Annotated in this window: 24 protein-coding genes; 18 read left to right on the top strand and 6 right to left on the bottom strand. The window is 48.2% G+C overall.

Features of this window, described 5'->3' with window-relative positions; translation table 11 throughout:
• Nucleotides 1-2: 2 nt before the first annotated feature.
• From ACH50O_RS18070 to ACH50O_RS18055, 4 genes are read left to right on the top strand one after another with little or no spacing between them, the layout of a single operon-like run.
• Entirely contained in the window at nt 3-1,826 is a 1,824-nt protein-coding gene (locus ACH50O_RS18070; protein ID WP_446809139.1) for a phospholipid carrier-dependent glycosyltransferase, read from the top strand.
• A 2-nt stretch (nt 1,827-1,828) separates the two neighbouring features.
• Complete coding sequence (locus ACH50O_RS18065; protein ID WP_446809138.1) at nt 1,829-2,653, top strand: carbohydrate deacetylase; 825 nt, start codon at nt 1,829-1,831, stop codon at nt 2,651-2,653.
• Complete coding sequence (locus tag ACH50O_RS18060) at nt 2,646-3,656, top strand: glycosyltransferase family 2 protein (RefSeq protein WP_446809137.1); 1,011 nt, start codon at nt 2,646-2,648, stop codon at nt 3,654-3,656. Before ACH50O_RS18065 ends, ACH50O_RS18060 begins: the two co-directional genes overlap by 8 nt.
• Nucleotides 3,657-3,708: 52 nt before the next feature.
• Complete coding sequence (locus ACH50O_RS18055) at nt 3,709-5,268, top strand: glycosyltransferase family 39 protein (protein WP_446809136.1); 1,560 nt, start codon at nt 3,709-3,711, stop codon at nt 5,266-5,268.
• Between the two features lie 151 nt (nt 5,269-5,419).
• Here the strand turns inward: ACH50O_RS18055 and ACH50O_RS18050 are convergent, their stop codons facing one another.
• Complete coding sequence (locus ACH50O_RS18050) at nt 5,420-6,118, bottom strand: VPLPA-CTERM sorting domain-containing protein (RefSeq protein ID WP_446809135.1); 699 nt, start codon at nt 6,116-6,118, stop codon at nt 5,420-5,422.
• Nucleotides 6,119-6,234: 116 nt separating this feature from the next.
• A complete protein-coding gene (locus ACH50O_RS18045; protein ID WP_446809134.1) occupies nt 6,235-7,134 on the bottom strand; it encodes a hypothetical protein in 900 nt (299 codons plus the stop codon).
• Between the two features lie 306 nt (nt 7,135-7,440).
• Between ACH50O_RS18045 and ACH50O_RS18040 the strand changes: the two genes are divergently transcribed.
• Nucleotides 7,441-8,600 (top strand): IS3 family transposase gene (locus tag ACH50O_RS18040; protein ID WP_446807918.1). Its coding sequence is split into 2 segments (ribosomal slippage): nt 7,441-7,714 and nt 7,714-8,600, totalling 1,161 coding nucleotides; the frame shifts between segments, so codons are not numbered across the junction.
• Nucleotides 8,601-8,801: 201 nt separating this feature from the next.
• Here ACH50O_RS18040 and ACH50O_RS18035 read toward each other — a convergent pair.
• Complete coding sequence (locus ACH50O_RS18035; RefSeq protein WP_446809133.1) at nt 8,802-9,284, bottom strand: hypothetical protein; 483 nt, start codon at nt 9,282-9,284, stop codon at nt 8,802-8,804.
• A gap of 721 nt (nt 9,285-10,005) precedes the next feature.
• Between ACH50O_RS18035 and ACH50O_RS18030 the strand changes: the two genes are divergently transcribed.
• The 5 genes from ACH50O_RS18030 to ACH50O_RS18010 all read left to right on the top strand — a co-directional run bounded on the left by ACH50O_RS18030 (nt 10,006) and on the right by ACH50O_RS18010 (nt 13,030).
• Entirely contained in the window at nt 10,006-10,572 is a 567-nt protein-coding gene (locus ACH50O_RS18030; RefSeq protein ID WP_446809132.1) for a GNAT family N-acetyltransferase, read from the top strand.
• 226 nt (nt 10,573-10,798) lie between these two features.
• Nucleotides 10,799-11,353, top strand: a complete 555-nt coding sequence (locus tag ACH50O_RS18025) for a cytochrome b (protein WP_446809131.1) — start codon at nt 10,799-10,801, stop codon at nt 11,351-11,353.
• A 309-nt stretch (nt 11,354-11,662) separates the two neighbouring features.
• Nucleotides 11,663-12,115, top strand: a complete 453-nt coding sequence (locus tag ACH50O_RS18020) for a tellurite resistance TerB family protein (RefSeq protein WP_446809130.1) — start codon at nt 11,663-11,665, stop codon at nt 12,113-12,115.
• Nucleotides 12,116-12,153: 38 nt separating this feature from the next.
• A complete protein-coding gene (locus ACH50O_RS18015) occupies nt 12,154-12,513 on the top strand; it encodes a hypothetical protein (RefSeq protein ID WP_446809129.1) in 360 nt (119 codons plus the stop codon).
• Nucleotides 12,514-12,655: 142 nt separating this feature from the next.
• Complete coding sequence (locus ACH50O_RS18010) at nt 12,656-13,030, top strand: VOC family protein (protein WP_446809128.1); 375 nt, start codon at nt 12,656-12,658, stop codon at nt 13,028-13,030.
• Between the two features lie 33 nt (nt 13,031-13,063).
• On the opposite strand, the gene ACH50O_RS18005 is transcribed toward ACH50O_RS18010, so the two are convergent.
• Nucleotides 13,064-13,597 (bottom strand): helix-turn-helix transcriptional regulator, encoded by a 534-nt coding sequence (locus ACH50O_RS18005; RefSeq protein WP_446809127.1) that lies wholly within the window; start codon nt 13,595-13,597, stop codon nt 13,064-13,066.
• Nucleotides 13,598-13,700: 103 nt separating this feature from the next.
• Between ACH50O_RS18005 and ACH50O_RS18000 the strand changes: the two genes are divergently transcribed.
• From ACH50O_RS18000 to ACH50O_RS17970, 7 genes are all read left to right on the top strand, one after another.
• The gene (locus ACH50O_RS18000) at nt 13,701-14,393 is read left to right on the top strand and encodes a cytochrome b/b6 domain-containing protein (RefSeq protein WP_446809126.1); all 693 of its coding nucleotides are present in this window, start codon (nt 13,701-13,703) and stop codon (nt 14,391-14,393) included.
• A gap of 849 nt (nt 14,394-15,242) precedes the next feature.
• Nucleotides 15,243-16,919, top strand: a complete 1,677-nt coding sequence (locus tag ACH50O_RS17995) for a PQQ-dependent dehydrogenase, methanol/ethanol family (RefSeq protein WP_446809125.1) — start codon at nt 15,243-15,245, stop codon at nt 16,917-16,919.
• Between the two features lie 34 nt (nt 16,920-16,953).
• A complete protein-coding gene (locus tag ACH50O_RS17990; RefSeq protein ID WP_446809124.1) occupies nt 16,954-17,808 on the top strand; it encodes a substrate-binding domain-containing protein in 855 nt (284 codons plus the stop codon).
• Between the two features lie 35 nt (nt 17,809-17,843).
• Nucleotides 17,844-18,422, top strand: a complete 579-nt coding sequence (locus tag ACH50O_RS17985) for a c-type cytochrome (protein ID WP_446809123.1) — start codon at nt 17,844-17,846, stop codon at nt 18,420-18,422.
• Between the two features lie 78 nt (nt 18,423-18,500).
• Entirely contained in the window at nt 18,501-18,575 is a 75-nt protein-coding gene (gene pqqA, locus ACH50O_RS17980) for a pyrroloquinoline quinone precursor peptide PqqA (RefSeq protein WP_083930472.1), read from the top strand.
• A gap of 415 nt (nt 18,576-18,990) precedes the next feature.
• Complete coding sequence (locus ACH50O_RS17975) at nt 18,991-19,326, top strand: YegP family protein (RefSeq protein ID WP_446809122.1); 336 nt, start codon at nt 18,991-18,993, stop codon at nt 19,324-19,326.
• A gap of 59 nt (nt 19,327-19,385) precedes the next feature.
• Nucleotides 19,386-19,985, top strand: coding sequence for a hypothetical protein (locus ACH50O_RS17970; protein WP_446809121.1), 600 nt, complete (start codon nt 19,386-19,388; stop codon nt 19,983-19,985).
• Between the two features lie 234 nt (nt 19,986-20,219).
• Here ACH50O_RS17970 and ACH50O_RS17965 read toward each other — a convergent pair whose 3' ends face one another.
• Together ACH50O_RS17965 and ACH50O_RS17960 are read right to left on the bottom strand one after the other, a co-directional pair.
• On the bottom strand, nt 20,220-23,891 hold the full coding sequence (locus ACH50O_RS17965) for a PKD domain-containing protein (protein ID WP_446809120.1): 3,672 nt from the start codon (nt 23,889-23,891) through the stop codon (nt 20,220-20,222).
• Between the two features lie 29 nt (nt 23,892-23,920).
• Entirely contained in the window at nt 23,921-24,562 is a 642-nt protein-coding gene (locus ACH50O_RS17960; RefSeq protein ID WP_446809119.1) for a hypothetical protein, read from the bottom strand.
• A 947-nt stretch (nt 24,563-25,509) separates the two neighbouring features.
• On the opposite strand from ACH50O_RS17960, the gene ACH50O_RS17955 reads away from it, so the two are divergent.
• Entirely contained in the window at nt 25,510-26,745 is a 1,236-nt protein-coding gene (locus tag ACH50O_RS17955; protein ID WP_446809118.1) for an NYN domain-containing protein, read from the top strand.
• Nucleotides 26,746-26,980 lie beyond the last annotated feature (235 nt).

Below are 26,980 nucleotides of genomic sequence, written 5' to 3'. Positions count from 1 at the left end.
ACGTGTTTCTTAAATTTTTTTCATTTGCGCTGGTGGGTGTTTTTGGGACGCTTGCGCATTATTCGCTCCTCTATGCCTTGGTCGAGACCCAAGGTTTCAATCCCGTGGCGGCTTCGGGGTGGGGTGCATTGGCGGGTTTGGTCGTTAATTATGTTTTGAATTTCAAGCTGACATTTAACTCCAGTCAGCCGCATATTCGGACTTTGCCCAAATTTGCGCTGATAGCTCTTATTGGAATGAGTTTCAATCTGGTGCTGATGCAATTGTTGGTGGCGAAATTTTTTTATCTTTATGCCCAAGTAATAACCACGGCATTAGTCTTGATCTGGAACTTTTTTGCCAATTTGTTTTGGACATTCGCCGTGGATAACCGCGGCCGAAAGCCCGCCAATACAGGCGGATTCCCGATTAAAAAGCCGCTCTCCGGCTTGGTGTTGATCGGCATTATCCTAATTATTCGCCTTGCAACCTTGGGTCTTTATCCGCTCTACGATCCTTCGGAATCGCGATACGCGGAAATGGCTCGCAAGATGCTGGAAACCCAAAATTGGGTAACGCCGATGATCGATTACGGGGTTCCGTTCTGGGGTAAGCCGCCGTTGACCATATGGCTCACATCGATAAGCTTGGGTATTGCCGGCGTAAATGATGTTGCCGCCCGGCTGCCCTCCGTTATGTTGGGTATAGCTATCGCCTGGATACTCTTTCATCTGGCCAAATCGCAGCGCAATGTCGAATACGCGCGTTCAACCATTTTGATTCTGGCTAGCTCGGTACTTTTTTTCGTCATGTCCGGTACCGTGGCCATGGACCAGTGCATGACTTTCGGCATTACATTGGCACTTTCAGCATTTTGGTTAGCGTTGCAAGAACGCAAATCCTTATGGGGTTATGTTTTTTTTCTTGGCCTGAGCATTGGCCTTATGGCGAAGGGGCCGATCACGGTGGTGCTTTCCGGGCTCACTGTCGGGATGTGGGCGTTAATTACCGGGCGCTGGCGCGATATATGGCAACGGATTCCTTGGGTAACAGGTAGCCTGATGATGATAGCCATTTGCGCCCCCTGGTATTGGTTGGCCGAGCAACGCACGCCGGGTTTTTGGGGATATTTTTTTATTGGTGAACACTGGAAGCGATTTACCGAAAGCGGCTGGAAGGGCGATTTATACGGCGTTGGCCGCGAACATGCACGAGGCACGATCTGGCTGTATTGGTTAGCCGCCGGTTTTCCTTGGACCTTGGTTTTTCTGCAAAACCTCATCGTGGCTTTTCGTGGCAAGGTTTGGAAAACATTGTTCCCAGTCAATGAGGGCTGGCAGTTGTACTGCTTGCTGTGGATGTTGTCGCCCGTACTGTTTTTTACCCTGTCGGCGAATGTGATTTGGACGTATGTGTTACCAGGCTTGCCGGGATTGGCTTTGCTGGTGGCCAACTGGCGGGGACAACTAAAAAGCTACCGGGCGGTTTTGGCCTTGTGTGTGCCGGTGTCTTTTTTAGGGCTGGTGGTGGCTTATCAATTGCCCGACGTCGAGTTTTATAAATCGCAAAAACACATCGCCGAAGCTTTTCTGCGCCAATCCGGCCCCGATGAGCAGTTAATTTACATCAAGGAAAGGCCATTTTCCGCCCAATTCTACTTGCCTGGCAAAACCCGGGAATTGGCAGGTATCGAAGAACTGCACCAAAGCATGCAGAGTGTTGGTCGGCATTTTTATGTGCTGACCAATCAATCGGCCGAAGCGCTGTCCGTAGCGATGAAATTGCATCTAAAGCCGGTAAAAAGCGCCGGCCGATACATCTTGTTTGAAACTGTCGCAGTTAACTGACAATGGCCAAGCAAGCGATTCAATTGATCGTCAATGCCGATGATTACGGCTACTTCCAATGTGTGAGCCGAGGCATCCTGGATCTTGCCGCGGACAGAAAATTAACGGCTACCGGTATTCTCGCCAACAGTCCGGATTTGGCGGGTCAACTTGCTGGTTTGCAGCAAGTCCCTCATCTGGATATTGGCGTGCATCTAAATTTGACCCATGGCCGGCCTTTGACATCGGTCATGGCCGACAAACTCGCGAAACATAACGGCCGTTTTCCCTCGGCTTATGTCATGGGTCTAATGATCTTGACCGGACAAATTGCCATAGACGATGTGCGCGCCGAATGGCGGGCGCAGATCGATGCCTGTCACGGCGGAAACTTGCGCTTTCTAAACTCGCATGAACATATTCATATGTTGCCCGAACTATTTTCTCTGAGCTTGGAACTTGCCCACGACTATCGGATTGGGCACGTCAGGTTAACCGGGTCGGAATGGTTCTTTCCCACTATTTTCGCCGGGCTGGTGCGGAATACCGTCATGCAATGCCTAAGCCTCATCAACCGGCGTAGATTTAATGTTCAAGCCTATCCGCTACTGGGCCTTAGCCAAAGCGGAAAACTCAGTATCGAATACTTGGCGAACTTGTTTGCAAGCCTTGTTCCCGGCCAAACCTACGAACTGATGTGTCATCCCGGATACTTCGATCCGAAACAAGTAACAGATCGCAAATTGACGAGTTACCACGAGTGGGAAAACGAATTGAGTTTGCTGCGCAGCCAGCAACTTCAAGACCTTTATCAAAAGCACGGCATCCAGTTAGGCCAATATGAGTAACAATATATTTCTAACAAACAAAGCCCCGGTTCTCAGCGTCGTTATCCCGGCTTACAACGAGAGCATCGGGATAGAACGAGCGGTTACTGAGATTATTTCCATCTTATTAGGCTGTGAAACCGAATGGGAGATTGTGGTCGTCGATGACGGCAGTAGGGACGATACCTATCAAAAGATCTGTCGTCTTGCTCAGTCCGAGCCGCGCATCAAAGCCATTTCCTTAAGCAGAAATTTCGGCAAAGAGGCGGCTCTCTTTGCCGGATTGGAGCATGCTGCCGGCGAAGCCGTTATTACCATCGATGCCGATCTCCAGCATCCGCCGATTTTGATTCCCGATTTGTTGGAAAAATGGAAGCAGGGTGCTCAAATCGTGCATGCGGTGAAGCGGGTGCGCAATCGAGAGTCGATCGAAAAAAAGGCCGCCGCATATTGCATCAATAAATTGGTATCGGGCTTTGGCGGCATCAATACCAACAATTCGTCCGACTATAAATTACTGGATGCCGAGATTGTCGATATCGTTATTCACCAGCTTCCCGAGCGCGAGCGTTTTTACCGAGGGCTGACGAGCTGGCTGGGTTTTAAAGAGGAATATATTTATTTCGATGTCGATTCCCGCCAAGGCGATAATAGCAAATGGTCGTTTCTGGCATTATTGGAATTGGCTATTACCGCACTCACGTCATTTACCTCTCTGCCATTACGTATCGTTACCGTTTTGGGTATTGCTACTTTGATATTGGGAATTACTGTTGCCAGCGAAGCAGTTTGGTCCTTTATGGCCGGGCAGGCCGTTTCCGGCTTTGCCACAACCATTATTTGTCTGCTGATGATTGGCAGTTTTATTATGATCAGCTTGGGAATTATTGGCGAATACATCGCCAAGATATACGAAGAAGTCAAAAAAAGACCTCTGTATTTGATGAAGTCAAGTATAGGCTTCGGTGAAAAGCCCGCATTAAAAACTTATGATTCCGGATATAAGCGCAGTGAGATGCGTTAAGATAAATTTCTGTGTTAAAAACCGAAAAACCTGCGAAATTGAGGTATAAAAATTGTCCGCTGTAAAAATAAATGATTTAAACCGATTACGAAAGTCAGCCACATTTTTCTCGTTTGCCGATGACAAGGGTACCCGGCAGTTAATCGGTTTTTTATTAGTATATTGGTTGGCCTGGACGCTGTCGGTAGGGCTGTTGTCAAAATCGATCGTTTTGGATAGTGTCGAACAAACGGTTTGGTCTCAAACTTGGCAATGGGGGTATTACAAACATCCACCCTTACCCTCTATTTTAATGGCAGGTCTTAATCGGCTGTTAAACGGTCCGTCCATGTGGTTGACGGTTTTCGCCGCGCAAGGCTGTGCTGTCGTTGCCCTGATCTATGTTTGGCTATTGGCAAGTAGAATTTTACCGCATCGATTAGCTATCGCTGCCGTTTTAATAACGTCACTGATCGGCTATCACAACTACACGGCAACATCATTCGACCATAACACCGTCTCCTTACCTTTCTCCGCGGCGGTTTTGTATTATTTTTACCGCGCGATACATGATCCTAGACGTATTTTTAATTGGATAATATTGGGGCTAGCGTCGGGGCTGGCCATGCTGACAAAATACAGTGCATTGTTGGTGATTGCCGGCCCGTTTGTGTATTTGATTTGGCAGAATAGCTGGGCAAACTTTTTGATAATTCGAGGTTTGTTGGTCAGCAGCATAGTATTCGCTTTGGTACTTCTTCCGCATGTAATGTGGCTGGAAAATCATAATTGGCTGCCTTTTGGCTATTTTTATTATGAACTGAATATGCCGAATAGCCGGTTTGATATTCTTGCTGCGTTTTTTGTCGGACAGATACTACCTTTTCTGCCGCTTTTTCTGGCTATCTGGTTAATTAGTAAAATTAGTCAACACAAGCCGGTATTAGCCAATTCTTCAAAAATATCCCATCGAGATGCCGATTGGCGTTTCTTGATTGCCACGCTTTTTACGCCAACTCTGTTAGCACTGTTGCCGACATTACTAAATGGCAATTATTTATTTAGAAGTTGGGTGTGTGCATTTTTTTTGCCGGCGGGCATTTTAATTGTTAAATGTTTTTCCGATAAATATAGTCAAGAACAGTTATTACAAAATACTCGCAATGTAGCCTGGTCTTTCCAAACCGTTATTTTGTTGCTTTTTGTGATCGGTAAAATAATTTACCCGAATTTGACCGGACACGAGGTGAGGACCAATTTTCCCGGTAAATTAATGGCGGAACGAGTCTCTGCGATTTGGCGGGAGCATCAGCAGCAACCGTTGACCATTGTTATCGCCGATACCTGGTTGGCAGGGAATGTATTGCTACACACGCGTCCCGAACCCACGGTATTACTGAATAATGATTTGGGCATATCGACCTGGTTGAATCAGCAAGATGTGGCGAACTGCGGGGCCATATTGCTGACTACAATGCAAGATAGAAGCGCTAAGCCATATTCGGCTCTATTTGAGCGGGCCGTGGCAACCGGTTCATTCCCACTGCAATGGGGTAAGTCATCACGCGAATATGCTTGGGCTATTTTATCGCCGGAATCGAATGCTAAAGATTGTCGATTAAGCCAAGACTAGCGCTCGCCGCCTTTCCCCAAGTATGCTTAGACATAAATGTGAAAGCTCGGACGATTACGCTGAACCGAATGGCGCGTTAACGAGATAGTTGGATAGCTCTAACAATAAAGCCGGCGACACAAATAGTCGCCGGCTTTATACAGACTGCTTGCTAAATGGTTCTAGCTTTTCGGGAAAAGCCTAACAAACAGACCAAGCCGGAACTTAACAGCCAGGCAGAAGCCGGTAATGGCACTGCGGAAGCGGTTGTGTCGGTCAGAGTGAAGGCTAACGAGCCGGATGCCCTGAGAAATGAGGCGCGTCCGACGATGTAATCGAGATGCGAACCACTGCCGATATTCGATTCCGACCATGAGAATGGTGTTGCGGTGTAATTATTAACGACGGAAAGTGCATACAAACTGGTATGGTCCAGCGTTAAACTCGACGCTAAATCGATGTAATAGGAATAAAGATTTCCGGAAACTAGGGTTTTGTGAATTTGGGCTTGGCTGAATGGCCCGGGATTCGGCAGCAGGCTATTGCTAAATTTCCCGTTAGTACCAACCCAATTAGCACCGCATGAAAAACAGCTTGCCGCAAAAAAATCCACGGCAAATTTTCCGTCCGAATTCGAACCATACCAAGCAATCCTGTTGAAAGTAAGATCTGTTGGCACATTAAAATATGCCCAAGCCTCTTCGTCTTGGTCAAGCGACCAAGTAAATCCAGGGTCGGATGAAACATTATAAACAGCTGAACTAGCAGAAAAAGTCGTATTGGGCGCTTGGCTAAACACGTCGATAGAAGCATATGCATCTATCGAAACCAGTGACGTTAAAAGAGCGGTGGCAAGAGAGTGTAGTCGCACGATTTAATCCATTTAAATTGTATTAATAAAAGCCGGTTTAAGAATTTCAAATTGAGTTTTCTTTTGTGGCGGAACGATGGACGCGGCCCATCGCAATGATCGGCCGCTTCATAGTCTTAATAGTCGACTGTCAAACTACCGCCGGTCAAACCATAACGCATCTGGTTACGTTGCTTATATTGGCGATACGCTTCTTTAACACTGACGGTGATTGGTGCCCCATTCTGGTCTGTCGTAGAACCGCTCGCGGTGACAATAGTTACTCCAGGGTGCGCAGTGTTGGATTTTTCGATAACAAACGCCGGGTTCAGTAAAGTGAAGGACAATGAGGCCGAGGTATAAACCACTTCCTTGTTTGTGCCATATGGAATTACTTGAATCACACCGCCGTTGGCGGTGGTCGTACCCGCATCAATCGGCAGAACATTGCCAACGCCGTTGCCTACCCAGTTATCGGTGTATTGAACGGGGGTAACCGGTGTCGAATCGTTTATCACAATGTCGCCAACGGCGATTCGGTTATTCAAACTGTAAATTTCAAACTTTGCCATTCCCGTAAATTCCGCCGGCAACGTAACGGTCGATATGCCTGCGACATACGGAATCGGATAGGTAAAGTAAGTGCCGTCAGGGTAGTTGGCGTAGGCGGTCAAGGTATTGCCGGCGCCGTAATCGTTAACGGAAAACGATGAAACATCGAAAGTTATCCCAGATGGCGGGTTTACCGCTACCTGAGCGCCTACGGACGGACTGGTGCCGTACTTGCCGGCAGTCACTTTGCCCGCATCGACAGCTGGAAGCACATTGGCCGGTATGCAGGTATTGGATGCGCCAGCAAGATTAGCGCCGAGCATAGTAACATCCACCGCATATCCGGAAACGACAACTTCGCACATCGGAATGGTGCTGATCGGCGAACGAGTGACCGGCAAATTGCCCGGAAAGGAGAGGGTTAACTGCTGAGATTGAGCCAGATTAGAGAACAGCAGAGCGAGTAAAAGCGTAATAAATCTCATACGGATGCATCCTTAGAATTATGAGCTAAAAACAGACTAGATAGTCCAAGCCGCGATCAGACTAACTAAATAACGAATTACTTTAAATTTGCCTTGTAAAACGCCTTCCGAAAGTATCACGGCATCATGAATTCAAAATTAATTTAATATGAGCTTTAGATTAAAAAGCGTTAATTTATTGCGCCATGGTTAATTAGCTGTAGGCGGTGGACGGATTAGCCGAGGCTTTAAATTTGATTGGATTGATCTTGCCCTGATCTATCGGACACTCGGCTAAGAGAGTAATCTCTAACCCCGAGGAAAATCATGAAAGCCCAAAACGAATCAAAGATCCCCGTTGTCCGCAACAAATATACCGCGCAGTTTAAAGAACAAGCCCTGGAGCGTGCCGACAAGGATGGCATCCCAAAGGCGGCCAAAGATTTAGGGCTCGCCGAATCGATGCTGTACAACTGGCGAGCCAAGCGTCGCCAAACAGGACAGCCCTTCGAAGATCAAAAGCTACAGCAGGCCGAAATGGCGCGGCTTAAACGAGAAAACACCCGCCTGGAAGAGGAAGTCGCCTTTTTAAAAAAGGCGGCAGCGTACTTTGCCAAACAGCCCAAGTGAAGTACGCCATGATCAAAGCTAATGAAGATCAATTCCCTGTGGGACTCATGTGCCGCCTGTTAACGGTCTCACGGAGTGGCTACTACGACTGGAAGTGCAGGCCACTTTCCGATAGAGGCGAAGCGAATAAATGGCTAGCCAATGAGATTAAACGTATTTTTGAGGATGAGAAAGGCCGTCCTGGTTCACCCAGAATTACACAGCGACTACAAGACGAAGGAAAATCAGCAGGCCGACACCGGGTAGCCAGGATCATGCGAAGCCATGGCTGGAGAGCGAAGGCGGCTAAGAAATACAAAGCCACAACGAACAGCAACCACTCGTTACCGGTCGCCCCGAATCGGTTGGAACAAAACTTCACGGCAGACGGCCCCGATCAAAAATGGGTATCGGATATCACCTATATTTGGACGGAAGAAGGTTGGCTGTATTTAGCGGTGGTACTTGAGCTTTATTCACGTCGAGTGATCGGTTGGGCCATTTCCGAACGGATGACGGCAACGTTGGTTTGTGATGCCCTGATCATGGCGTTATGGCGTCACCGAATGCCTAAAGGCGTCATTGTCCATTCGGATCGAGGCAGCCAGTATTGCTCTGCCGCCTACCAGAAGCTTTTCACCAAACACCAATTGATTTGCAGCATGAGCAAGAAAGGCGATTGCTATGACAACGCCGCCATGGAAAGCTGGAACCACAGTTTTAAAGTCGAGGCGATTCATGGCGAACGGTTTTTAACCCGATCAGCCGCCAAGTACCAAGTGTTTGAATATATCGAAGTGTATTACAATCGAAAAAGGCTTCACTCCAAATTAGGCTATATCAGCCCGGAAAATTTTGAAGCTAAAAAAGTCGCTTAGTTGAGTGTCCGTCAAATCCGGGCAAGATCAGATAGCTGCAATTGAGCCGTGGCGAAGTAATTCATAAGAGACGACTGCCCGTTAAATGCCAAGGCAGTCGTTTTGGAAAAGGGTTTAATCGACGCCTCACAGTCGTACGCAATCTATTGCGTGCAATACCATAAGATGGGCTAATGATTCGGGTATTAAAACCCGTAAAGCTCAGGGTTCGCCGAAATATTTGATAAAAGCTTTACGCCAGTCGTTGACTAACATTTGTTGAGCCGTTTTTAACGATAAACGTCCGGCGCAGACCTCCTTATTCAGGCGGTTTTCCAGCCGGTCTTTGAGATGGGCGTTCCAGGGGGTTCCTCCATACGCTTGCGGCCAAAGATTATTGACGTCGTCGGCTCCCGCCAGTTCGCGACTGATCAGATGGTCGATCTCGCAAGTTTTGTCGTGTGCATCGGCAGTACATTGTGGGTCGGTGTAGCCGCTGTACCCATAGTTTGCAAACACTTGCCGTTTCATGCCCGGAGTGACGTGACGCTCGTCCTTACCCCATTTGATGCTGCACACTTTTGTCTTGGTAAAACCTGGGCGGCTAACACCGGGCGTTTTTGCCAAATCCGGAATATCGTCCGCAATGATGGTTGTTGAGAAAAACAAAGATGCAAGTGCTATAAAGCCAGATATTCTAATCATCCTAACCTCACTTATGGCGTGATTGACGATACTGTTGTTTGCTAGTTTAGAGCAAGCCCTTAACAATTGATACGGCGGAATAAATTCGTTTCAGTTATCGTCGGTTTACGGATGGCAGTCCAATTGAGATTTCTGAAATAATTACTCCAACGGATGATATACAGAGCGAAATTCAAATGTAGATCAATTATCGTGTCGAATAGCATACTGGTAGAAGGGCCGTTAACTAGATAATTCCTTCTTAGACAGCCAAGGAGATATTGGTGCTTTTGAGATCTTTCCCCGATTTTCTAAACTATTGCAGCTCGCTCAAGGGTGAAACACTACACATAGAGGCGCGTAGCAAGCCCTTTTCCATTGAGGTTGAAGGTGATGCTCTTTGGTTTATCCCGTTGTCGTCCGGCAAGCGCCGGAGAGCCAACCCTGAAAGAACGGAGTTAGTACTCTCGCAACTCAACAAAACCGGCGACTACTCACCTTGCTGCTATCAGAGCCTCTCCTTTCACGCTTCTTACATTCTCGCCGTGGCAAACACATATGCAAAATAGCCATACTAGGATTTCAGCTAAGGCGTAACCTTCGGTCGCAGGGGCCGCTAGCTATTCCTTATCTGAAACGTTGGGTAGATTGTTGTAAAAGTTATTATTGGCGCAATAGCTGACGTAGGTTGTATATTTGTGTATTACCTAATAAACGTAATTACATTAATGAGTGATCCCGTATGAAGGAAATTGTAACTAGTCGATTAGTGCTTCGTAATTTTACGATTAATGACGCTAAATATATGCTTGAGTACCTATCGAATCCAAGAGTGAGTTGTTTTACTTCCGAAAAACTTAATACTATTGAGGAAGCGATAAATGAAGCTATAAATAGAAGAAATGAAGATACATCTATTGCTGTATGTTTGAAAGGTACGGATAGATTGATAGGAGATTTGTTCTACAATTATGAAGAACCTAATACTTATAATATTGGTTGGAATTTTAGCATTGAATTTGAAGGCAAAGGTTATGCTAAGGAAAGTGCGAACGCATTACTGTTATATTTGTTTGCCGAAAAGAAGGCAAGGCGAGTGTATGCATATGTTGAAGATGATAACTATAGATCTCAACGCCTTTGTGAAAAGCTAGGAATGAGAAAAGAAGGATGTTTTATAGAGTTTATCTCTTTCGTAAACTATCCTGATGGTACTCCAAAGTACGAAAATACAATGCAATATGCAATTCTAGAAAAGGAATGGCTAAATATAATGGAAAAAAATGAAATACCCCGTAATAAACTATAGGTTGAAAAGCTCTAAAAGTTATCCCTCAACAACTGGTTTAATCTAACTCGGCGGTTTGTCATGACTTGTGCCGACTCGAAGACTAATTCAATGTTAGATTTGATGAAATAAATTGTAGATTATGCGCATGTAATTTGAGTTCACGAAAGCATATTAATGTAGATCATTAACCGTGGTAACTCTGAAATGGAAAATATTAGCGAACGTAATTTTTGGAGAAAATTAAATGGATACTAAAAACAGCCTGAGTTGGCTTACCCTTGTTTTACACTGGGTCATCGCGTTCACGATTATTGGGCTTATTGGCTTGGGATTGTGTATGACTAATTTTGAACTATATGACTATTATGATACACACAAGTCCATCGGTATTATTCTGGTAAGCTTTATTGCGCTTAGAGTGGTTTGGCGCATAAAGCAAGGCTGGCCCGTGCCAATTTCAAACTATGATAAACGTGAGATGCTGCTCTCCAAAATTGTACATTGGATACTTATCGTTAGTACTGTGCTGATGCCGATTACAGGAATGATTTTCTCTGGCGCTACCGGACATGGCTTTGGTATCTTTGGCTTTGCAATTCTTCATGAAAATATAAACCCCTCTAATTCGGAAGAAACCATCCCTTTAAGCCAGTTCTGGGGTTATTTCGGGGAAATTTCCCATGAATATCTCGGCTACCTGCTTATTTTGGCAATTGTTCTACACATTGCGGGGGCTCTCAAACATCATTTAATTTACAAAGATTTAACATTACTGAGAATGCTCGGTAAAAAAATATAATATTGCAGTTATTGGGGTGCTCAGGCTGTTAGTAGTTGTTGAGTCTATTAGTTTGTCCAAGCACAGGTTTTATCCGCCCTGTGCAATCGGTGCCCGCTCTTACTTTTACGTTGAGTGACTGGTTGGTAGAAAGACCGGTCGTACAAAGAGAATTATATGGCCGTCTCTTGACGGTCAATCCAAGGAGTTAAAATCTAGCTGGGTTTGTATAGGAACTGGTGGCGGCTTTGCTCGAAATACATGTCCCGCTTACAATATGCGCCATATACCTTGGAAAAAATCATCTGAAACTTATAGCCCTTGGCCTACATGATCAATCAAATTAAATTGTTTTTTGAACAGCATCTCGCGCTTCCGTCACTGGAAATATCGACAGAAGAAAAAATTCAACTTGCTACCGTTGCTTTATTCATGGAAATGATGGTGATGGATGATGTTTGTCAAGATAATGAGCGGGCTACGATTTTGTCTTTAGCTAAAAAGTGTTTTTCTTTAAGTACGGAGCAAGCCGAGGCTTTGATTACATCCGCGGAAGAGAAGCGGAAGCAAGCCGTTGATTATTACGAGTTTACGTCCTTGATTAACAAGCAATGTAGTCTTGAAGAAAAGATACAGTTTATTCAATCGCTTTGGCAAATTGCTTATGCCGATGGCGTGTTAGACCCACAAGAAGAGTATCTGGTACGAAAGCTGGCGGATCTGCTTTATGTGCCGCATACCGATTTTATTAAGGCAAAACACCGTGTGAATCCCAATAGTTAAGATGCGCTAACGACTATCAAATAGAATAAGAATCTAGTATGAAGAAGAATAAGAAAGTTAAAAATACGGGGCTAAAAGAAAAAGAAATTGATGTTGGCTATTTATATTTCACCGCTGCAAACCAATATCGTGCCGTATTGGCAATGCATGGCGAGTTTTTAATTTATGCGCCGAGTTCCGAAGGGATAGAACCATTAAGTCCGGATTTTGTAAAAATGCCGTTTGAAAATTCGCCATTCAAAAAATGCCAAACCGTTACTTTTGCGAAAAAGGATTATCAGGTGTTTTCCTTCAATGGTGCTGAAGCGATCAGGCATAAATTGAATGAAGGGCAGATCGCGGAAGCAATCGCTCAGTGCAACGCAAAATCGGCTATTGCCGCGCTGTTAGCGGAATAAGGTATGGCTCGGAGAAAAACCAATGCGTTATGCAGCAAAATATCTGCAATCTGCCGTAAGCATCCTCAGTGTGCCGAAAACAAATACCGATAATCGGCAAGACCAATTCGATTAGTCACCTTCAGTTTTAAGGAGCGATACCATGAAAATCAACCCTGTCGCCTGGTTTGAAATTTACGTGCAAGACATGAGCCGAGCCAAACGGTTTTACGAGAGCGTTTTTCAGTGTGAGTTACAGGAATTATCGCCGCCATTTTCCGGGATTGAACTATGGGGGTTTCCGCGCGAACAACAAAGTTACGGCGCGACGGGAGCGCTGGTAAAACTGGAAGGCTGTCCTTCGGGCGGTAATTCCACCATCATCTATTTTCATTGCGAAGACTGCGCGATAGAGGAAGCGCGCGCCAAAGAAGCGGTCGGGGAAGTGCATCGAGAAAAGATGTCTATCGGCCAATACGGTTATATCTCGTTAGTGACGGATACCGAGGGCAATATGATAGGTCTACATTCAATGTAAGCCGTAGTTGCCAAAGCTAACGCAGCTTACTTTTTAATACTCCTGTCTAGGCAGGAGCAAATCTTCCAGAAAAAATGCGGACAGCTCGGTACGCCCTGTTACGCCTGCTTTGCGATAAATAGCACGGGCTTGGTCGCGGATGGTGCGTTCGCTTGCTTTGCGCAGACTGGCGATTTCGCTATGGCTGAGGCCTTTTAACATCAACAATCCGACTTCGGATTCGGCCGGGCTTAGCTGCCAAAGATCAAACTGCTTCCTGATTTGCACGGCCAAACCCGCGATAAGTTCGCGATTTGCCTCGCGCCATTGTTCGGCTTGCTGATTGGCTATGGCCAAATCACGCGTCAATAAATCAATTTTGGATTTTGAAAATTGATGATAAAGCCGACCAAAGTACACAATACCTGTCAACGAAAGCATAAGAATTATCACTTCGGTGAGCACATGCGTCCAAGGGACGCCGTCTTGATAGTCCCCCCGCAGATCAACCGCTATCAGCACAAAAACAAATAAGCTGAGTGCAATCGCCCATTGGCTAAAACGTTTGTTATCGTCGATAAATGCCACAAATAATCGCCTATACGTCGGATGACGGATGCAAGAAAACCTAGTTTAACCCACTATGAGTCCCAGCTTAATTCATAACAGCAGTCTGACCGGGAGAAATGCCATGATAAACAAGAGTAAATCCGTGAAAGTATGGGGGCCGTCGATTCGTATTGGACACTGGACTTTGGTGATTGCGTTTTTTACGGCATACCTGACCGAGGACGACCTGATGTCTGTCCACGTGTGGGCCGGCTATATTGTGGGCTGCTATCTGGTCATGCGCATAATCTGGGGTTTTGTCGGCGGCAAGTATGTTCGCTTCAGTCATTTTGTTTACTCGCCGACGAGGATAGTTGGCTATTTAAAGAATCTAATCGCCCGTAGGCCGCAGCATTATATCGGTCACAATCCCGCTGGCGGCGCGATGGTGATAGCGTTGCTACTGAGTCTGACGGGCACTGCCGGGACCGGCATGAAGTTATACGCGGTTGAAGACAACAAAGGACCGTTCGCTATATCCGCTCAGCAAGCGCAAATGCAATTAGCATCGGTCTCGGTGATTTCCGCAGCTAAAGCGGAAAATGCCGAAGACGACGATGCGGACGAAGAATCCAAACCTGCCCGTACTAATCACCTCGTCGATAAGCAAAGCGAAGAGTTTTGGGAAGAACTGCACGAGTTTTTCGCGAATCTTACGCTGTTGTTAGTGTTTTTTCACCTTTTAGGCGTCGTCGTTTCTAGCTACATCGACAAAGAGAAATTGGTTAAAGCCATGCTCACAGGGAAAAAAGACATTGACGATACTTACCAATAACTCACTCTGCAAATTGCTGACAATCTAAATCAAGTTCGTTTGAGACATACCGCGCTGCATCGTGCCCATCGCTGCGGGTGGGTGCGCGCAGCGGTCCGCGCTTGAGAATTCCTTTGCTAATGAAACTAGGGGCGGATTTGCGCGATAAATCCACCCGTTTACTGAATGCACATCAAAAACTTTATCCCGCCAATATAAATTCAAGATGAAAGCAATATTAAGATTTGATTAAATATTGTTGAATAATAATCAAACTCAATTAAGTGGTAGCACAGTTTTTCATATGATTTTATGATCTATATCAATAAAATTATTAAGCAGAATTAATTTGATATGTTTCAGGCTTTTTGGATTGAGCGCCGGTTCGCAGAATGCCGAATTGATTTTGCTTAGTATTTTTATCAAGCAATTAAAGCTTAACTAGTTGATTTATTTTGTATTGCTTATGGTATTTGCGTATCGTTATTTTGGTTTTTTAATTAAAATTTCATGTATTTTTAATCAAAACATAATTTAATTTAAGGGTTTTTGTCATATTTATTCAAGTAGAATAGATAATGCGGGGTCAAGGATAATAATGGAATTAGTTAATATATTTTTAGGATGGTTATGGATGAGTTCATTCGGTTAATTTTAAGATCATATCGGCCTGCAACAACAAGACATCTCTAAAAATTCATTGACGTTAACGGCATCCTTTAAATTAAAAGGAATGCCTAATCTTACTTTTTCTCTAAGGAGGCATAGATGCTTATTCAACAACGGCTTAGCGGACAGCGGCAGCCATCGCGAGCGTCTCAATTTCGGCTAAAACACGTAGTGAGCAGTATATTAATCGGATCAGTTTGTTTGATAGGATCGTCACGGGCCGGCACGGACTGGACCACACCGGGCGGCACCCCGGATGGTCAACGTTATAGTGCGCTCGATCAAATCAATACCACCAACGTCGCGGGATTGGCTGAAGAATATTCAGTGGATACCGGCGTTAAAGGCAGTCATATGGGTGAGCCGTTGGTCATTGGCTCCACGCTTTACGTCGTGACGCCTTTTCCCAATAAATTAATCGCTTACGATCTGGCCAATAAAGGCAAAGTGCTATGGACTTATGCCCCCAAAGTCAATAAATACGCCAAAGGTGTGCATTGTTGCGATGCCATCAATCGCGGCGCCGCTTATGCCGATGGCAAAATCGTGTTCAATCTACTCGATAACACAACGGTGGCTGTCAACGCCGTGACCGGCAAGGAAATCTGGCGGAATACTACCGCGGATGTACGTTCCGGCGTCACGACCTCCGGTGCGCCTGTCATCGTCAACGGCAAAGTCATTAGCGGTACTGTCAGCGGCGAAATGGGCGTCAGAGGCTGGGTATTGGCCTTGGATTTGAACACCGGCAAAGAGTTATGGCGTGGTTATAACACCGGGCCTGATAAGGATGTGCTGATCAATAGCCAAACCAAATTGCCCTACACAACCGCCGGTCAAAATACGGATTTGGGCCAAAAAAGCTGGCCGGGCAATACTTGGCAACAGGGTGGTAGCTCGGCCTGGGCTTATCTAACCTACGATAAAGAAACCGACACAGTGTTCTATGGCACTAGCCAGCCCGGCGTCTGGAACCCTGACGCCCGTGCGCCTGGCGACAACAAATGGGGATCGTCGATCTTTGCCCGCGACCCGAATACCGGTGCCGTGAAATGGGTTTATCAAACCACGCCTCATGATAACTGGGATTTTGACGCAGACAGCGAAAACATTTCGGTTACCCAAACGATCAATGGTGTGGCACATAAACTTTTGGTGCACTTCGATAAAAACGGCTTTGCCTATGCGCTAGATCGGGAAACCGGTGAAATCATCAGAGCAGACCAATTTATTCCGGAAGTCAATTGGGCTAGCGGCATCGATTTAACCACCGGTCGTCCCATGGTCAATCAAGACAAGCTGACTCACACCGGTAAAACCACCTTTGATATTTGTCCGTCAGCCCTGGGTGCCAAAGGCTGGGAGCCCGGCGCATTCTCGCCGAAAACAGGCTTGTTCTACATGCCCACCTTTAATCTGTGCATGAACATGCACATGCTGAAAGCCGAGTACGTATACGGTGCGCCTTACATGGCAATGGACATGGCGATTGCGCCGGCCTCCGACACTTCCTATACCAGTGAGTTGATTGCCTGGGATGTGACCACCGGTAAGAAAGCCTTTGGCTTGAGAGAACCCAAAGCCATATATGGCGGGGTGCTCAGCACGGGTGGCGGACTGGTGTTTTACGGCACCCAAGACAAAGTCTTTAAAGCCATCGATGCACGTCCGGAGCAAGCGGTTAATGGCGTACCCAAGCTGTTGTGGTCCAAAACCATGGAGTGCAGTACTGTCGGTAACCCGATCACCTTTACCGGCCCCGACAACCAGCAACGTGTCGCGGTGTTTAGCGGCGTCGGCGCCTTGGCCGGAGGCTTCGGTGGCGGGGCCTGCGCGGCCAAGACCGGCGGCAAGGTCCACGTCTATAAACTGCCTTAACTCGGCTGTCTAAATTCCAAGTCGAGGTATTGGCATGATTACAAGTTTTTTTAAGCGCCATCGCTGGCCGAGCCTACTATCCGGGGCTTGCCTGCTGATTCTGGCTCAATCGGCGGTTGCGCAATCGGAGCTGCGTGTTTGTGCCGACCCTGACAACCTACCGTTTTCCAATCGCAAGCAGGAAGGCTTTGAGAACAAAATCGCTACCTTGTTGGCTGAACAGTTACACGCCAAGTTGCGTTATACCTGGCAGCGGCAGCGGAACGGATTTATTCGTCAAACCTTGGGTGCGGAGCGATGCGATCTGGTCATGGGGGTTCCTCATGATTACGAACGGGTGTTGCCTACCGAGCCTTATTACTGGTCCGGTTATGTATTTGTCACTGCACGCAATCGTCATCTGAATATCATGTCGTTCGACGATCCGCTGCTGAAACAATTAAAAATCGGACTGCACGGTTTCGGTAATGACGGCTCTAACTCGCCGCCGGCTAGCGCCTTGGCGCTGCGCGGTATCACGGATAACATCGTCGGTTATTCCCTGTGGGGAGATGGCTCAGCCAAAAATCCGCAAGGCAGGATCATCGACGCCGTGGCCAAGGGAGAGATTGACGTCGCCATCGTTTGGGGACCCATCGCGGGTTATTACGCCAAACCTTATGGTCAACGCCTGGAAATTGCCCTGGCTCCTCATGATCCTAAACTGCCTGACATGCCTTTTGACTATGAGATATCGATGGGCGTCAGAAAGCAGGATCAGGCCTTTGCCGCGAAACTGGACGGTATTCTGGAACAACAGCATTACAAAATTCACGACATTCTGACGGCTTATCACGTGCCATTGATAGCGCCGATGATCGGCCAAGTAGCGGCCGATGCGCACAAATGATTGTCTATTGAACATCCTATTACGAGGTTATCAACATGAAAGTTAGACCTATGACTATCCAACAGATGCTGGGCTTTATCACCCTGGCTTCCGTTTTAAGTCTGGCGACTGCCGATCCTAGAATCATCAGTACCTACAAAGCATCCGAATCCGAAGGAAAAACCAGCACTAAAGGCGGTGGTTCCGGTAGCGGTTCCGGCAGTACCAGTTCGGGGAGCACTGGCGGCTCGACGTCGGGTGCACAAACCGCCGGCAGGGGCACCGCTTACACGCTACCCAGCAACTTTAATTTTAACTGTAACACCCGCAATGCGAATGCTGACGCCATCGAAAATGGACGCAGAGCCTATCTGAGATTGAATTGCTCGGTTTGCCATTCCGGTAACGGCCATGGCGGCACGATGGGGCCGAGTCTGGTGGGTGAGGGCGATGAAGTGGCGGAAGCCGTCAGTCAAGGCGAAGAAGGCGGAATGCCGTCGTTCAAAAAATATCTTTGCCCGAACGATCTGGCGGACTTGAAGGCTTATATCAATTCGCTAGGCAGCAAGACATCGCCCGATTTTACCGATTGGTGGGTCCCTAATCCGCCGGCACGCTGGGCTGACAGTCAATAATTTCGACGTTTTTACCGTGCGCTAAATCCTAGGATTTAGCGCATTTTTCAATATAAAACTCTGAATGAGGATATTCAAATGAAATGGGAAACACCAAGCTTTACCGATCTACGTTTTGGTTTTGAAGTCACTATGTATATCTACAACCGTTAAGCCATTTCAAGCGGAGTTAACTTATCTTGTTACTCCGCTTGCTTCCCCCCGCGTAAATAAAATCGATTCGTTAAATAATATCCGCAGTGCCGGTCGTTGGCCGGCGAGCAGGACTTGCGGAATTCCAGACCTGCCTGAAAGCCGGTTAGCCGTTGTTTGAGGAGTACGGTGCAACGGCTATCGGATCGACATCAATGTCGTGTGGCAAAACTGACAATTTGACAAGTTAAGATACGTTTACTGCTGATAATAAAGGATTTTTTTAATGGCATAAGGTTTGCTGTCGATGTATGGCATCTGCCGATCATACTTAGGTTTCTCTTCAGTCGAACTTTTCCTGGAGTTTGTCAGGCATCGGGAGACTGAAATTTGATCGACGGTGGACCCATTCAATTGATAACTTCCGGAACAGAATATGCCAGCCACTTTTGAACTTAAAACCAACGACGAACAGCAGTATTTTTTTAATTTCCTCAACAGTAAGGGCGAACTCATTCTGATGAGCGGCGATTACGAAAACAAGGAAGAAGCCCTGCAGGGCATTAAAGAAGTGAGAACCGGTTCCTTAATGAGCAACCAAATTGCCGCCAGCAAGGTTCCCGAAGGCGACACCTTTTTTGTCATCAAGGATGCGTCCGGCGCCATCATTGTTAAAAGCGTTTTGTTTAACTCGAACATGGTGTTCGACAATGCGCTGCATATTGTTAAAGACAATGCCTGTGTTGCCGAAATCGTCGATCTGACTCAGTAAACAAAGGATCGAGACGATTCTTAAATTTTTTCTCCAGATAGCGAAGAGGTGTCGGCGATATGGGAGTCGAACTCAAAATTGTTCGGGAATTGGCCACGGTTTGTGTCACTGCAGGCGAGCTGGCCGCGATTGAATCGCTGATAAAAGGTGAGCTCACGAAGCCGGCTTTTGTCGAGCAATTCGACAAAATAGGAAGCGCGATCCGCGAGTGCTACGGCGTAACGGCGGCGGTTGTTCTGCCTTGGCTGGAAATGGCTAACGAAACCGAATTTTGCAATAAATTTGATGCCGCTTATGCCGACTACAAAGCCTCTTACCTCAGCATTACCAATCGGCCGCGAGTGTCCTCCGAGCAGGCTTACCTCGAGTATATGCTGCTTCGGGAATACAAAGAAACGCAAACCGCTTACCCGCTGCTGAAACTGACCTTTGCGCGTTTGGATGAGTTTATCGACAAATGGATCACCAACGATGCCTGGCTGGCGATGACCATCGAGAACTTCGTAAAAATGCTGTATCGGTTTCTGACCGAGGTCGCCGAGCTAAAACAGAAAGACCCGACCGATGCATTTGCGATTTATCAGGCATTGATGGCCGCTTTTCGTCCTTATTACGCCTTGCTTGAAAAAGATTGGAAAGTCCTGGAACAACCGGCCTGAGGGCGGCGGCCGGTAAAAACTTGCTTATAGAAAGCATCCCGGAGTTTTTCGAGCTTTCGCTTAGGTCTTTTCGACGGATAACATACATAGGCCCGCGGTGCGGGTAAGGCCTGCATAACCTGAATACATCAACCCGCCTTGTAACCGCCATCGGGTTTAGGAGGAAATTGCACCAAACCCTGCTTGGTGCAATCGAAAAACCGGCCTCTTGCTGGAACAGGGTAGAGGCTCCAGTCATTTCATGTTGTGGTGGCCATCGGTTTCGATGGGTTTGTCTTCCGTACAAAAGCAGATTTTTACCAGCGATAATTCCATGTGGTCGCCACGCACTGTAAAGCCGTCCAGCGCCGCGGCCGTCAGGGTGAATTCCTGTTCGGTATTCGAGGCCAGATTAGGTGTAATGGACGCAATTACGGAATTGCCCAACAAGGTTTCCAGTTTAAAATCCGGCCCGCCACCGTTGCTGTGCAGCGTTACCTTCACCTGTTTCACCGATTGCGGCAGACGCACGCGGATACCTCTAGGTGTGAAATTCAACAGATGATGCATTGGCGGCGGGACGGCAGTGTCGGATATCCAGAGACTTGCCGCCGAAAAGAAGTCGATATTGTGATGGGTCAGATTGGGCAATCCACCGGCATTAGCCGCGAATTCCGAACCGATCTGTAAGTCGTCAAAGTTCACGCAGCTTTCTTTGCAGGGTTCTTCCGGCGGTGTGACCGGCGGGCAGAAAGTCGGCTGAATTTGGCAAAGGTGCGCATCGTCCAGGTAGATAGTATTTTCCCCGCCAAACCGATCGATGCCGCCGACGAAAAGCGTGATTTCATCCCGTTGTGCTTTGGCCCGCACGCTAATGTTTTGCCATTCCTGCTCGCCGGGTGGCAGCTCGCGCCAGACAATTTGGGCTGCATTCGGATTGTTACCGCCCAAGGGGTCGATGCCGATGCTCACGCGTCCGGTTTGGCGCGGCGACACCAGGTGCCATGCCGCTGAAAACTCATATTCCCAACCCACGTTGGCACAGATTTGCTGTTGAATACCAGCTTGTATGGCGCCTTTGAAATCAAGCCCCTGTGCCCGGCGACCGTCCCTCTCCACGAAGTTTTCCGGGAAAAACAACCATTCCCGCGGTTGCCGCGCGGCGTCTTTATCGAAGGACAAGGCTGGCTCGGCATAAGGGTGCCAGCCGTTGGTCACGCGGTCTTTGCGCCCGGATGCGGGCGGATACGGAAAGCGGAAACCGTCTTCCATCATCGGATTTTTCAGCTCGACGGCATGTACGACGGTGGTGGCTACCCCTTCCCCGCCGTCATCGTCTTGGACGGTAACGGTGGTTAAATAAGTGCCGCAGTGTGCCCATTCGTGACATACCTCAACCTTTCCTTTCGCTTTCGGCGGTTCGTTGGTTTCGGTGACGAAGGCGTTTTTCTGTTGGCAATCGCCAAAATCCCAATGCGCCGTATGGGTATCGCACCAGCCATTGTCCTCGAAAGTAGCCTGCATTTGCACCGGCTGGCCGACCAACACGCAGAGGGTTTTTTCTGAAGTGACTACAGGTTTTACGTTTTTGACCAGCACCGGCAGAACGGCTTCGCCAATACCGCCGTCGTCGTCGCTTACGCGCAACTGGACCTGATAATTGCCGTTGTCGCACCAGGCATGCTTGGCGACGACCGTGCCTTTTGCTTCGGGCTCCAGGTTAGTCTCGGACACCACCCCGACCGTAGGTTTGGAATCGTCGCCCCAATCGAAAATGGCGGTGTGTTTGTCCAGCCATTCCGGATCGGTGAACTTCGCAGTGATTTCCACCTCTTGGCCTTCGTCGACGCTGAGTTCCAATAAATCGAAACTGACAGCCGGTTGCACATTTTTTAAGCGGACGGGTGTGAAATTGCGGGTGGTAACCCCGCCGGTTTCGCTGACCGCAATGCGCAATTTGGCGACATACAAACCGCTGTCGGCGTAGCGATGCGTTGGGCGGCGTAGTGCGGAAGATTGACCGTCGCCAAACAGCCAGCTTGGCTGGCTGAAAACCTTATCCGGCCCCCCATTGAAAAGCAGGGCAGAGCTGGACGAGGCAGCATACGGGCCGTTTGCCGACGCACTGTCCAGCCCGGCTGTGCTGGTACTGGTGGCAGACATTTCGCCGATAAACCGAATGCCGGTGGCATAAATATCGACCGGGTTTTTGAAGCGCGCCGAGATGGTGCCGATGTGGGGCAAATTGACCGGCCAGGCGGCGATGCCCGCCAGGTTGCCGGTAGAATCGAGAATTTTATCGGCACCAATACTTTCGGCGATTTCGATGACAATCGCCAGGATTACCGTGAATATCAGCCCGCCTATCAGCCCGCCGGTGAGGAAGCCGGCCAGAAATATCAGTAGCCAGCCAAGAAAACCTAGCTCAAAATCGACATCCAGGTTCTCGATGGGAAGCGGTGTCAATATTTGGCCCCCTGTCGGACCGTCCACCCACTGCAAGCGGATATTCGCAGTAAAACTGGCGCCGACATCAATGCTACCGAGAATTTCATCTACCAAGGTCACCGAGCCTTTGGCTTCGATGGCGCCATCGATCAGTTTCATACTGAAGGAATTGATGCGCACCTTGTGACCGTCGGTGTCGGCTTCCGGCAAAGTCACCGGGAAGCCGCCGGGGAATTTTGCCGCGATTTCGCTTCTCAGCTTTTCTTCGATAAAGTCGTCATCCAGGCCGATTGCAAAATCGCAGGGCACTGGGATGAAATTTACCAAGGCGTTGGCATCCGCGCCGGGTCCGGCATTCAGGGCAATGACCAGCGTATCGCTTAAAACTTTCGGCGTGATGTTGGTAATCACCACCCCGCCCATGGCGTCGGTCGGTGCCCAGAGCACGACGTAACGCCGATTGTTCATTTCAGTGCGAATGAAGCCTTCTACCTGTGTTTCCAGGTCGGCAAGCGTAGGAATGTCAAAGTCCACCGGCGGCAGCACGGCAAAAAACACATTGGCTGCGGTGATAAACCCGCTGCGGATGGCGTTTTCAAAACTGCCTGCGCCCAGTATGGCGTCTACGCTGGACTTGTTGGCAGTGTAATTCGCCCCTTCCACCCCAGGCGCAGGCTGGATGTTTATCAAGTTGCTGGTGGCGCTATCCAAGCCGATGTGGATGTGGGCGCCAGTATTGGAGAACGGCATGGTGAGCTGCGCGGTGGCGGTCATGCCCATCGGCGAGGCAAGTCCAAGCGGGCCAATGCCGCCGGTGATGTCGTAAAAGCGCACCGCGCAAGGCAAATTGATTTGCATCTGTCCGGGCAGAAAACCAACGCTGATCTGCCGGGCCGGATTGCTTTCATCGTCGAAAAACTCGACGGAGGCTTTCATCGCAAACGGTGGGAATCCGAGCGGGATGTCCTGCACCAGATGCGGGATAGTGCCGTTCTGATAAAGTTTATGAATAAATTCCGCCGGACCGTTCGCCAACACATTGGCAAACGGGTTGCCGGAGGTAATCACCACATCCACGGCATTTGCCGGGAGATTTGCCAGCAATAAGGCCAAATTGACGGGGGCGCCGGGATCGGGCGCTTGCCCGATAGGTACGCGCAGGGTGACGTCGGCCGTGATATTGAACAGCGTCGCGCTCGGCACCGGGGGATTCTGGATTTCCAGATCCGCAATCACCCCGAGCGTCAGGTTGACACCGTTGATGCCGGGGTTAAGGTCAAGGCGGATTTGATTTTGCGGAAATTGGACTGTGCCGTCGGCCAACGTGAACGGGCCGAGAGCCATGCCGGCCGGCAACTGAATTTCTTGCGGTAAGGTGCCGTTCGGGTTAAGGCCGCCGCTGCGCCATGCTTCGCGTAAGATGTCGAGGAGTACCGATTCGGTGACTTCAGCCACCGTTTGGAAATTGTGCGTATCCATGTTTTTGCCTTTTAGTAAAAGTGTGTGGATTAATCGGTCGAATGCTTCTTAGCCGTGTCGCGGTGCCTGCTCAGACTGAATTCGACTTGATCGACCAGGGTGTTTTTTTCACCGGCAAGGATCGATTCAAACGCCGAGCGCGAGGCAAAAACCGGCCGTTGCCGATGGATTTTTCGATATTGGTACAAAAGCGGCAGGCCGGGATGTTGGGCGGAGAGCTCGCGGAGGAGTTTTTTTTCTTCGTCCTCCGCCAATACCTTCGAGGCAAAAATAGCGGCAAGCGAGGTTGTCAAACTTTGATTTTTGGCGGGTTTGAGTGTGGTTTTGGTGTTGGCGGCGGCTTTGTCGGATGGTTCATGCCCGGATTTTTCAAACAATGCCCGCGCTTCGCTTGGATCGGCGGGCATGGTTTTGGTTGTAAGTAATTTGCCGAACTCGGCTTCCAGTTCCGCCAAGCGTTTTAGGTTATCGGGGCCGAAGCGGGCGTATCGCTCGATTTCTGCCTGTGCCGGCGAGCTGAGCTTGTAACCCAATTGTTCGAGTGCCAGCAGTGGATTGGCAGCGGCTGCCAAGGCTAAACCGGGGTTGGCGTTAACCGCTGGGACGATACGTGGCATCTGCAGTTGTAACTCGTGCAGCGAATTGATGTTGATTGATTCGGTACTGCTCATAATGAGAACTCCTCGTAGTATTGATGAAACCGCAAGATTTGCTATGACGTTTCCTGCCGAACAGGAGCAACTCCTTGCATTAGGCCGAGTGAAAATATCTAACGTAAAACATAAGTGCTGCAGCGTTGGCGAAGTTCGCTAGCGCCTAAAGCAGCCATCGCGGTGTTGCGTTTAGACGCGGTGGATTTTTCTCAGCTTCTTGCTCGGCCAAGGGTATGGAAGAAGAAACTTAAGACGATTCAAGAATAGGGAGTTATAGACGGGGTGTCTGTGGCGCAATGCACTCGAAGGGTGTGCTCTTTTTGGCATTTTGCGATTGGGACGGTTCTAGCCGATACCAGGGCTTGGATGCTTGTTGCCAAACCTGATATTCGGTTCGAACGCTGTTTTAGCGCGATAAGTTGCGCATCTATAGGTTGTACCGAGCCAGCGGGGATTGACGCAAATCATTGCCGATCCAGCTGTCGGTCATATCCTGGTGGCTCGGGAAGTTAATGGGGTTTCAGGTTTCGGTGATGATGCCGATGCGGTTGGTGTTATAGGTGTCGCTAGCGCGACGGCTGATTTTAATGTCGGGTCTCGGCCCGACGGCCGAGATACTTTCTTTTGCGTGGCCAAAAGAAAGTATCCAAAGAAAAGGCCACCCGGATGCCGCTTGACCCTGCGCGCCGGAACTTTTATCGAGGGTCGGCAGAAGGGGCTTCCCAGCCCCTCCGCCGACGTGCGGCATCCCTGCCGCACCCCTTCGGGCTATTCTCGATAAAAGCTCCGGTGCTCGGCGCGGCATACGGGAGAAAACCATCTCGGATTTGAAAGAGGTGAGTTTTTAAATAGGGTAATTTTGAAAGAATCAAACCAAGTCGAAGGCTTGAAACCTTCAATCACCCGTAATTTGCTCGCCTATACTTTAAAAGTTACTTTAATGCTGAACTTGTTTAGGGAGCGAAATGCAAACAGTAGACAGAGTTGGGATTTTCGTTGATGTCGAAAACCTAACGCAATGGGTAAAACAAGATGGGCTAGAGCAATTGATTGAAGAACTGACCGCTATGGGTGCAATCATTGTAAGACGGGCCTATGCGAAATGGACTCTTCCAAGCCTTACCCCTCATCAGAACATTCTCAACCGCCTCGGCTTCGAACTAATCCACACCTTTCATCCGATAAGCGGCAAAAACTCAGCAGATATTCAGATTGTGGTGGATGTAATGGAGTATGCCTGGAGAGACCCTGATTTGCGTTGGATTGCGCTCGCAACGGGAGATTCTGATTTCAGCCCGTTATTCAGACGACTTCGAGAAATGGGACGACAAGTTATTGGTGCGGGACCGCGCTCGGCACTAAGTGAGTCAGTTAAAAGTTCGTGTTCTCGGTTTATATATCTAGAGCGCGAAAATAGCATTGAAAAAAATGACGAGGCTACTCGAGCATCAGCATTTGATGACGCAGCAGACCTATTGGAAAAAGCGTTGGGAACTTTTGATGAACCAGCTAATTGTTCGACTTTGAAAGCGCGTATGTTGAATCTCGATAGCGCTTTTGATGAAAAAAAGTTGGGTTTTAAAGGGTTCAATGACTTTGTAAATCAAGTCGACACCGTGGAGCTGAATCAAAACGGTAAATCGTGGCTTGTTTCTTTTTCTAATAACAAAACTATCGGAGTATCGCCCAAGCTTGCAAAATCAGAATTTGCGAATGACTCAACTCTCCAAGATTTGGTAGATCAATACCGATCAATTTTAAGAAAGAAAGGTTGGCGTTCACCGCCATTACCAATAGTCGAAGAGTGTTATTTCCGGTTAAGTGAATTAGGAGCAATGACACGATCTGAAATGGCGGAGCTCGCCATTACCAGTGGTACATCAACAAATCTCACAGCGGCCGATGTTAAAAAGGTGATGAGCATCTTATTCAAAGCAGGACTTGCAACAAAAACTGAAAATCATCACGGTCCAGATGGCGATGAAACTTATTGGAAATTTAACTCGCTTCCAATAGAGAAAGTACTTTTCGCAATTGATCGGGCAATGGTGAGTCGTTTGCTGTCCTGGCTGGACGAGTTTTCTGTTCCTTTAATAAAGGAGTGCATTGCTCTTTTGCTGCTTCAGGCCAGACAACAAGGAGAGTTAGATACGCTAATCTCAGAAGCTCGGCAGTTATGCCGCAGTTCTGACAGGATTTAACCTCCGATTGACTTTTTGCCCTTAAATTCGAGAGTGTTTTCTCCCGTATGCCGCGCCGAGCACCGGAGCTTTTGGCGAGAATTGCCCGAAGGGGTGCGGTCGGGATGCCGCACGTCGGCGGAGGGGCTGGGAAGCCCCATCTGCCGACCCTCGGCAAAAGCGAGGAGCGCAGGGAATAAGCGGCGTCCGGGTGTCTTTTCTTTTGGATACTTTTCTTTGGACAAGCAAAGAAAAG

This window comes from Methylomonas sp. 2BW1-5-20 (assembly GCF_052474515.1).
This window is presented reverse-complemented; position numbering and strand designations above follow the sequence as displayed.